The organism is Phycicoccus flavus, from assembly GCF_004025965.2.
GTDB lineage: Bacteria > Actinomycetota > Actinomycetes > Actinomycetales > Dermatophilaceae > Phycicoccus > Phycicoccus flavus.
This window is the reverse complement of the sequence record NZ_SAYU02000119.1, coordinates 1-5,065: the sequence shown is the minus strand read 5'-3', so window position 1 is coordinate 5,065 and position 5,065 is coordinate 1. Positions and strand designations below refer to the sequence as shown.

The window sequence follows — 5,065 nt, the reverse complement described above, 5'->3', positions numbered from 1 at the left end:
TGGATCTCGGGCTGGATGAGCTGCAGCTTGCGCGAGGCGTTGATCTGCTTGACGAAGAGCGGGATCATCGCCGCGCGCATCACGAGGACGAGCCCAACGATGGACAGGCTCCAGGTCCACCCGGACGCCTCGGGCATCCCGATCGCGGTGAACGCCGAGTGGAAGCCGTACATGATCCAGGCCACGAGCCACTCGATCGGGGCGATCAGGCTGCTGAAGAAGTCGATCATGATGTCCTTCGACGGGCCGGACGACGCCGGCTGGTGTGGTCACCGAGGTGACGGGGCAAGGTCATGGGTGCGACGCGCGGGCCGGCGGCCGCGCTCCGTGGGGGACGGTCTCGGGCGACACCGACCCGGCACGCGGTGCGGCCGGCGGACCGGCGTCCTCGGGCGGCCGCTCCACCAGCCGCTCGGCCGGGCCCGTTGCCGGCCCCCGCGCACCGTCAACGTCGGAGTCGTCGGTGGCGGTTCCACCGGCAGCCCGGTACGGCTTGGGACCGGTGGTGCCGGGCACGGGTCGACCGGTGGCCGGGTCACGGTCGGGGACGTGGTCGACGCCGCCCGGGGTCCACGGGTGGCACCGCAGCAGCCGCCGGACCGCCAGGCCGAGCCCCCGGACCGGTCCGAACCGCTCCAGGGCGGTGACGGCGTAGGCCGAGCACGACGGGTAGTACCGACAGCTGGGCGGGGTGAGCGGGCTGACGAAGCGCTGGTACCCGCGCACCAGCCACAGCAGGGGCAGGGCGACGACCCGTCCGACGCCGCTCATCGCACGACCTCGAGACGACCAATGACCTTGTCCCACAACGGTTCCAGTGCCGTCGCCAGCTCAGCGGACGTCAGCGTCGCCGTCGCCGGGTTGGCCCGCACGACCAGATCCACCCCGGACGGCACCGACCCGACGCGGGCCGAGACGAGCGCCCGGAGCCGTCGCTTCACGCGGTTCCGCACGACGGCGCCCCCGACGGCCCTGGACACGACGAAACCGACTCGCGGCGGGAGTCCCGCACGCGCGTCGGTTCGAGTGGCATGGACCACGAGGAGGCGTGAGCCGGCGCGAACGCTTCCGCGACCGCGGACCGCCGACGTGAAGTCCGACCGCGTCCGCAGTCGGTTCGGCGCCGGCAGCACCGACGGCCTCAGGCGGAGAGCTGCGCGCGGCCCTTGCGTCGCCGGTTGGCGAGGATGCTGCGACCCGCGCGGGTCCGCATCCGCAGGCGGAAGCCGTGGACCTTGGCCCGGCGGCGGTTGTTCGGCTGGAAGGTGCGCTTGCTCACGGTGATCTCTTTCGCACGTGGCGGGCCGGGGGCCCGCGGTGGTCGGGGGGCGCCTCGTCGGCGGTCATCGAGGGTCCGCGATAACGGGGTGCCCTGGACACGAACGGGCGAAAACCGCCGACGAACAGACGGACGTCACGGTACCCGAGCGGCGGGGTCGCGGCCAAACCCGCGCACCGGTTACCCACGAGCAGGGACAACCCTCTACCATCGCACGGAGCATCGGCCGGTCCGGGTAACGACACGACGTCACCCGCGCCACGCGCCCGTACCCACAGCCTGTGGACAACGGTGTGGATTCCACTGTCGGCGGTGCCTGCGCACCGCACCCGGGAGCGCGCGGAGAGGACGGGGACGAGACACGTGGCGGACGCGAAGATGGCCCAGCTCTGGAGCGCGACGCTCGACGCGCTCGACGAGAACGGGATCCCCGTCCAGCAGCGTGCCTTCCTCGGCCTGGCCCGCCTGGTCGGGCTCCTCGACGACACCGCGCTCATCGCCGTCCCCAACGACTTCACCAAGGACATGGTCGAGACCCGGCTGCGCGAGCCCGTCGCCCGCAGCCTCGGCGAGCGCCTGGGCCGCGAGGTCCGCCTGGCCGTCACCGTCGACCCCGCCCTCGGTGAGCTGCCGCCCGAGACCGGGGACCTCGGCGACGTGCCCGACCTCCAGGCCGGCCACGACGAGCGGGCCGCCGACCGGCGCCGGCAGATCCACGACCTCGCCCTCGACGACGACGGCCACGAGTCGTCCTCCACCATCCCCGGGACCCTCCCCGGGTTCGACGCCGGCGGGGCCGGCGGGGGCGACCACGGCGGCGACGGGCTCGTCGCCATGCCGGGGATGCGCCGGCCGCGGCCGGGATCGGCCGTGCCCGAGCAGGTCGAGCTCACCCGGCTGAACCCCAAGTACACGTTCGACACCTTCGTCATCGGTGCGTCCAACCGGTTCGCCCACGCGGCCGCCGTCGCCGTCGCCGAGGCACCGGCCAAGGCGTACAACCCGCTCTTCGTCTACGGGGACTCCGGGCTGGGGAAGACCCACCTGCTGCACGCCATCGGCCACTACGCCCGGGCGCTCTTCCCCAACGTCAAGGTGCGCTACGTGAACTCGGAGGAGTTCACGAACGACTTCATCAACAGCATCCGCGACGACAAGGCGGCGAACTTCCAGCGCCGCTACCGCGACGTCGACGTCCTCCTCATCGACGACATCCAGTTCCTTCAGGGCAAGGTGCAGACGCAGGAGGAGTTCTTCCACACCTTCAACACGCTGCACAACGCGGGCAAGCAGGTCGTCATCACCAGCGACGTGCCGCCGAAGCTGCTCACCGGCTTCGAGGCGCGGATGCGCAGCCGGTTCGAGATGGGCCTGCTCACCGACGTCCAGCCGCCCGACCTCGAGACGCGCATCGCCATCCTGCGCAAGAAGGCCATCCAGGAGCGGCTGTCGGTCCCCGAGGACGTCCACGAGTTCATCGCCAGCCGGATCTCGACGAACATCCGCGAGCTCGAGGGCGCCCTCATCCGCGTCACGGCTTTCGCCAGCCTCAACCGGCAGCCGGTCGACATGTCCCTGGCCGAGATCGTCCTGCGCGACCTCATCCCCGACGACACCGCGAGCCAGGTGACGCCGGCGACGATCATCGCCCAGACGGCCGCCTACTTCGGGCTGACCATCGAGGACCTCCAGGGGCAGTCCCGCAGCCGCGTCCTCGTCACCGCCCGCCAGATCGCCATGTACCTGTGCCGCGAGCTCACCGACCTGTCGCTGCCGAAGATCGGCCAGCAGTTCGGCGGCCGCGACCACACGACGGTCATGCACGCCGAGAAGAAGATCCGGCAGCTCATGGCCGAGCGACGGGCCATCTACAACCAGGTCACCGAGCTCACCAACCGGATCAAGCAGCAGTCCCGCTGACCGCGGAGGAGCCGGCCCGCTCGTCCTGTCCGCCGGTCGCTGGGCCGCGGCCCGCGACCCCCCACCCGCCTTCGGCGTCGACCGGCGCGGGTCGCCACGTCCACCCGCTGCCCGACCTCCGGGCGGCGTCGCTGCCCCGTCCACCGGCTGTCCACAGCCGCAAGCTTCGACAGTCCACCGGTCGTCAACAGGTCGTCCACACCCCCGCCGACGGCCGACCGCCGACGCACACCGCGCGGCGGCGCGACCCGACCCTTCCGAGCGCCGTCCGTGCCGTCCCTCGAACCTTCGACACGCGTCGTCCACCGCTGCGGACAACCCTGTGGACAACTTCGCACCGAGGGACCGGGGGCGAAAGGCACGGGCCACATATCCACAGGACCTGTGGACGAGTGTGGACAAGCCGGGTCGCGCCGTGGACGCGCCGCGACCCGGCGGTGGACCCGCTGTGAACGCCGGATGGCCGTCCCCCGACCGGGCCCGTCGTCCACGGACCCCTCCACCGGTCCTCCACACCCGCCGCGAACCGGCTGACCAGCAGGGACGCCCGGTCGTCCACAGGGTCCACAGCTCCTACGACCCCGATGAGACCTGGAGATGAAGGGTCCACCCCGATCAGGGCCCTGCTGTGCCCCCGACCCCCGGACGACCCGAGGACGCGATGCCGGGGGAGGGCGCCGGACTCCCTCGCCCGGGCCCACGCGCCCCGATCGTCCCCGTCCGGTTCCCCCTCCGGGATCCGTGCACTAGTGTCGGGCTCCCGTCTGCCGGGAGCGCTGCTGCGCGCGGCTGCGGAGGGAGAACCAGCACGACTCATGGGCGCGCAGCGCGCCGGATAGGGCGGTAAGCCGTGAAGTTCCGCGTCGAGCGCGACGTCCTCGCCGAAGCGGTGACCTGGGTGGCCCGCGGGCTGCCCGCCCGTCCGCCCGTCCCCGTGCTCGCCGGCATCCTGCTCGAGGCCTCCGACGACGGCACCCTCACCCTCTCGGCCTTCGACTACGAGGTGTCCGCGCGGGTCACCGTCGCCGCCGACGTCGCCGAGTCCGGCACCGTCCTCGTGCTCGGCCGGCTGCTGGCCGACATCTGCCGCAACCTGCCGGACCGCCCGATCGACCTCGCCACCGACGGCAGCAAGGTCCAGGTGACGTGCGGGGCGTCGCGCTTCAGCCTGCTGATGATGCCGGCCGACGACTACCCGACGCTGCCGGCCAACCCCGAGCCGACGGGCACCGTCGACGGCCACCTGTTCACCCAGGCCGTCGCCCAGGTGTCGGTGGCCGCCGACCGCGGCGACACCCTCCCGATCCTCACCGGGGTGCGGGTCGAGGTCGACGGCGACACGATGACGCTCCTCGCCACCGACCGCTACCGCCTCGCGATGCGCGAGCTGCACTGGAACCCCAGCGACACCGGCGCCAGCCACGTCGTCCTCATCCCGGCCCGGACCCTGTCCGAGACCGCCCGCAGCCTCGGCGCGAGCGGGTCCATCGACGTCGCGCTCGGCGCCGTGGCGGGTGGCGACGGGCTCGTCGGCTTCGAGGCCGGCCGCCGCCGCAGCACGACCCGCCTCCTCGACGGCGAGTACCCCAAGGTCTCCTCCATCTTCCCCACCTCGTCCGAGACCGACGCCGTCGTGCGGACCGCCGAGCTCGTCGAGGCCGTGAAGCGCGTCGCCCTCGTCGCCGAGCGCAACACGCCCGTGCGGCTCCGCTTCTCCGAGGGCCAGGTCGCCATCGAGGCCGGCACCGGCGACGACGCCCAGGCCAGCGAGGCCGTCGAGTGCCGGCTCACCGGGCCGGACATCGAGATCGCGTTCAACCCCGGCTACCTGCTCGACGGCCTGGGCGCCGTCGGCACCGACTGGTC

Annotated in this window: 5 protein-coding genes and 1 pseudogene; 2 read left to right on the top strand and 4 right to left on the bottom strand. The window is 72.5% G+C overall.

All coding sequences use genetic code 11. The features are described from left to right. The 4 genes and pseudogenes from EPD83_RS19750 to rpmH form a co-directional block, all read right to left on the bottom strand. Positions 1–227: pseudogene (locus EPD83_RS19750) on the bottom strand (membrane protein insertase YidC); the annotation flags it as partial. Between the two features lie 64 nt (positions 228–291). Continuing rightward, complete coding sequence (gene yidD / locus EPD83_RS19745; protein WP_165567043.1) at positions 292–771, bottom strand: membrane protein insertion efficiency factor YidD; 480 nt, start codon at positions 769–771, stop codon at positions 292–294. Continuing rightward, entirely contained in the window at positions 768–1,133 is a 366-nt protein-coding gene (rnpA, locus tag EPD83_RS19740) for a ribonuclease P protein component (protein ID WP_128367942.1), read from the bottom strand. The genes yidD and rnpA overlap by 4 nt, the downstream gene beginning before the upstream one ends. 8 nt (positions 1,134–1,141) lie before the next feature. After that, on the bottom strand, positions 1,142–1,279 hold the full coding sequence (gene rpmH / locus EPD83_RS19735; protein ID WP_128367943.1) for a 50S ribosomal protein L34: 138 nt from the start codon (positions 1,277–1,279) through the stop codon (positions 1,142–1,144). A gap of 378 nt (positions 1,280–1,657) precedes the next feature. Here rpmH and dnaA point away from each other — a divergent pair, with 378 nt between their 5' ends. Both dnaA and dnaN read left to right on the top strand, forming a co-directional pair. Beyond that, the gene (dnaA, locus tag EPD83_RS19730; protein ID WP_165567044.1) at positions 1,658–3,199 is read left to right on the top strand and encodes a chromosomal replication initiator protein DnaA; all 1,542 of its coding nucleotides are present in this window, start codon (positions 1,658–1,660) and stop codon (positions 3,197–3,199) included. 850 nt (positions 3,200–4,049) lie between these two features. Beyond that, positions 4,050–5,065: DNA polymerase III subunit beta (dnaN, locus tag EPD83_RS19725; RefSeq protein WP_165567042.1), on the top strand; the 1,016-nt coding region annotated here is incomplete at its 3' end.

Coding starts and splice junctions, on each gene's coding strand:
- yidD (WP_165567043.1), bottom strand. CDS start 771: ATGAGCGGCGTCGGACGGGTCGTCGCCCTGCCCCTGCTGTGGCTGGTG.
- dnaA (WP_165567044.1), top strand. CDS start 1,658: ATGGCCCAGCTCTGGAGCGCGACGCTCGACGCGCTCGACGAGAACGGG.